This is a genomic window from Phenylobacterium sp. (assembly GCF_030693805.1).
Taxonomy (GTDB): Bacteria; Pseudomonadota; Alphaproteobacteria; order Caulobacterales; family Caulobacteraceae; genus Phenylobacterium.
Window position 1 is genome coordinate 1 of record NZ_JAUXZW010000004.1, and the last position, 2,655, is coordinate 2,655.

A 2,655-nucleotide genomic window follows, 5' to 3' on the forward strand; every position below is an offset into this window, starting at 1 on the left:
CGCCGAGGCTGCGGCCGCGGCGCTGCGCCGCTCGGCGAGCTGGCGGGTCACCGCGCCGCTGCGGGCGCTGGCCACCGGCTTGCGCGGTTTGCGTCGCCGCGCCTGAAGACCCGGCGTTTCTTCACAGTTTCGGCTTCCTTAACCGAACCTTCTTCACCCTTGGCGAGTCCATGTTAGGCTGCATGGGCCTGCTGAGGGGGTGTGTGATGCCTTATCGTTGCTTGCATTGCGACCATACCTGCGATCACCCGACGACCACATCGGCGGCGTGTTCGACAAGCGGCTGCGGGTTCAAGGCCGGCCATTTCCGCTACGAGCCGGACGCCGGCGGGCCCGACGCCCATGCCCGTCGGGCCGCACGTTCGGCGCTGATCTGGTGCTGGGCGCCGATCGCCTCCGGTATCGGTTTGTGGGGTTGGGCCCAGCAGGAGCCATCCGCCGGCGGCGTCGAAGCGCTGGCGATCCTGGGCGCCGGCCTCGCCGTCTTCGGCCTGGTGGCGGGGGGCCGCGGCCTCACCGCTCTGTTGAACGCGCCGAAACCCTCGCAACGCTAATCGCCGAAAGGCGTTCAAGCTTCGCCTTTCGGGCGAGTCCGCGCCCGGTCCGGCTGTCGAGCGTCCGCATCGTGTGGCGCGGGACGGGCGGTCCACGAAACCAAACCGGGAGATTCCAGGATGCGTTACGCTATCGCGGCCGTTGCGGCCGTTCTCAGCCTCGCCGCCGGCGCGGCCCACGCCGAGACCCTCAAGTACTCCGCCGCCCTCACCGGCGCGCAGGAGGTTCCAGCCAACACCAAGGCCGGCAAGGGCTCGGTTACGGCCACCCTCGACACCGTGACCAAGGTCTTCGACTACTCCGCCACCTATGCGGGCCTGAGCGGACCGGCCACCGCCGCCCACTTCCACGGCCCGGCGCCGGCCACCGCCAACGCCCCGCCGACCGTGCCGGTCGCCAGTCCAGCCAGCCCGATCAAGGGCGCGGCGACGCTCACCGACGCACAGATCGCCGATCTCAAGGCCGGCTTGTGGTACTTCAACGTCCATTCCGCCGCCCATCCCGGCGGCGAACTGCGCGGCCAGCTCAAGGCCGCCGACATGGCCCACAGCCACTGAATACGAGACGTCTCAGCCTCTGAACCCGGCGCGGCCGCTCCTCTGTGGACCTGCCGCGCCGCAGGCGCGTCGGCGCGTGGCATGCATCTGGCAATCCTCGCGCGCTTATGGTCCGTTGCGGCGGTCGTTGGGGAATAGTGATGCGTCTGCAGCCGGAGGCCGCCCTGGCCGATGACCGCTATGTTTTCGTCCGAGAGTTCCTCAAACGCCGCCCGGCGCCCGCCACAGGCGGCGTTTTGTTCGATATCGGAGCCGGCGAAGTCTCGGTGATGCGCGCCGACGCCGAATCGGCCGGCTACGCGTGGCGCGGTTTCGACCTCGTGCCGAGTTCGGCCGACGTCTCGCAGTGGAACATCGACACCCCGTTCACCGGGTCTGAGCGAGCCGATGTGGTCCTGCTGATGGACGTCATCGAACACACCTTCAATCCGGGCTTCGCCATCCGCAACATCGCCGACGCCCTGAAGCCCGGCGGGCGGCTGGTGATGACCACGCCCAATCCGCGCTGGAGCCGGGCGCGCACCCTGCACCTGTTCTCGGGCTTTCCGGCCTGCTTCACCCAGCACGACCTCGACGTGAACCACCACGTCTTCCCCCTGTGGCCCCACGTCATGGAACAGCTCGTCGCCGAGGCGGGCCTCGAGGTGGAACGCTACGTCGTGCTCGATCGCGACGAGATCAAACCCAAGCCGCTCAGCGCCGCCTCCCCGGGACTGTGGGTCGAAGGGCTGATGCGCAAGGCGATCGAAGCGCGCGACCTGTCGTCCCGCGGCATGTCCTACGCCGTCGTGGCGAGACGGGTGGGCGCTGCGGCCTAGAGCTCAGCCGCAGCCCGCCACGGGCGCGACATCCGGTGAGGCCTCAGGCCGGATCGGGCTGTTCGGCCGAATCGGTGTCCGGGGTCTCGAACGGCGCTCGAGCCTTGCGGCCGCGCACCGCCACCACTGCCTGAGCGAAGGTCGCCACGATGACGAAGAACGTCGCCGAGATGTGCGCCGTCTCCGCCTCCGGCCCGCCCTGCATGGACACCATCAACTGGGTCAACGCCATCACGGTGGAGCAGAGGGTGACCGCGTGAAGCGGCCGAAATCCCCTGGCGCGGAAGACGTAGCCGTAGAAGTAGGCCATCACGCCGACCCCGATGGCCAGCGCGCAGGTTGCGCTCAGCAGCGTCACGAACTGGTTCATGCCGTGTCCTCTTGTCGAGCTTATACAGCCCGTTAGAGGTTGAGCATCCGTGAACCGGCGTTTTGCGAGCTGCGCATCAGGCTTGCGCGCCAGCGTTGCGCAGCGGCGCCTTGGCCCGCACGAACACCAGGATGGCGACCAGCGCCAGGGCGTTGATCAGGTAGGGCCCGTCGCGCCAGTACTGGTAGATCGACAAGGCGATCACCGGCGCGAAGATCACGCCGGCGATGCCTGACGATGCGATCACGCCGGCCACTTCGCCCTGGCGGGCGTCGGACGCCGCCAGCGAGGCGCCCGCCGTGACCCCTGGCCGGATGAACGCATAGCCGAGGCTGGCCAGCGCGAACCCCGCTGC

4 protein-coding genes and 1 pseudogene are annotated in these 2,655 nt (G+C 68.9%); 3 read left to right on the plus strand and 2 right to left on the minus strand.

The features are described 5' to 3' along the window. The first annotated feature begins 206 nt into the window (after window positions 1-206). The 3 genes from Q8M88_RS00350 to Q8M88_RS00360 all read left to right on the plus strand — a co-directional run bounded on the left by Q8M88_RS00350 (window position 207) and on the right by Q8M88_RS00360 (window position 1,930). Window positions 207-554, plus strand: a complete 348-nt coding sequence (locus Q8M88_RS00350) for a hypothetical protein (protein WP_305593946.1) — start codon at window positions 207-209, stop codon at window positions 552-554. Window positions 555-674: 120 nt separating this feature from the next. Further along, window positions 675-1,112 (plus strand): CHRD domain-containing protein, encoded by a 438-nt coding sequence (locus Q8M88_RS00355; protein WP_305593947.1) that lies wholly within the window; start codon window positions 675-677, stop codon window positions 1,110-1,112. A 140-nt stretch (window positions 1,113-1,252) separates the two neighbouring features. Next, window positions 1,253-1,930: a methyltransferase domain-containing protein gene (locus Q8M88_RS00360; protein ID WP_305593949.1), complete on the plus strand. Its 678-nt coding sequence runs from the start codon at window positions 1,253-1,255 to the stop codon at window positions 1,928-1,930. A gap of 43 nt (window positions 1,931-1,973) precedes the next feature. On the opposite strand, the gene Q8M88_RS00365 is transcribed toward Q8M88_RS00360, so the two are convergent. Next, window positions 1,974-2,300 (minus strand): hypothetical protein, encoded by a 327-nt coding sequence (locus Q8M88_RS00365; protein WP_305593951.1) that lies wholly within the window; start codon window positions 2,298-2,300, stop codon window positions 1,974-1,976. 76 nt (window positions 2,301-2,376) lie between these two features. Continuing rightward, window positions 2,377-2,655 (minus strand): annotated as a pseudogene (locus tag Q8M88_RS00370) (MFS transporter); the annotation flags it as partial.

Coding starts and splice junctions, on each gene's coding strand:
- Q8M88_RS00355 (WP_305593947.1), top strand. CDS start 675: ATGCGTTACGCTATCGCGGCCGTTGCGGCCGTTCTCAGCCTCGCCGCC.
- Q8M88_RS00360 (WP_305593949.1), top strand. CDS start 1,253: ATGCGTCTGCAGCCGGAGGCCGCCCTGGCCGATGACCGCTATGTTTTC.
- Q8M88_RS00350 (WP_305593946.1), top strand. CDS start 207: ATGCCTTATCGTTGCTTGCATTGCGACCATACCTGCGATCACCCGACG.
- Q8M88_RS00365 (WP_305593951.1), bottom strand. CDS start 2,300: ATGAACCAGTTCGTGACGCTGCTGAGCGCAACCTGCGCGCTGGCCATC.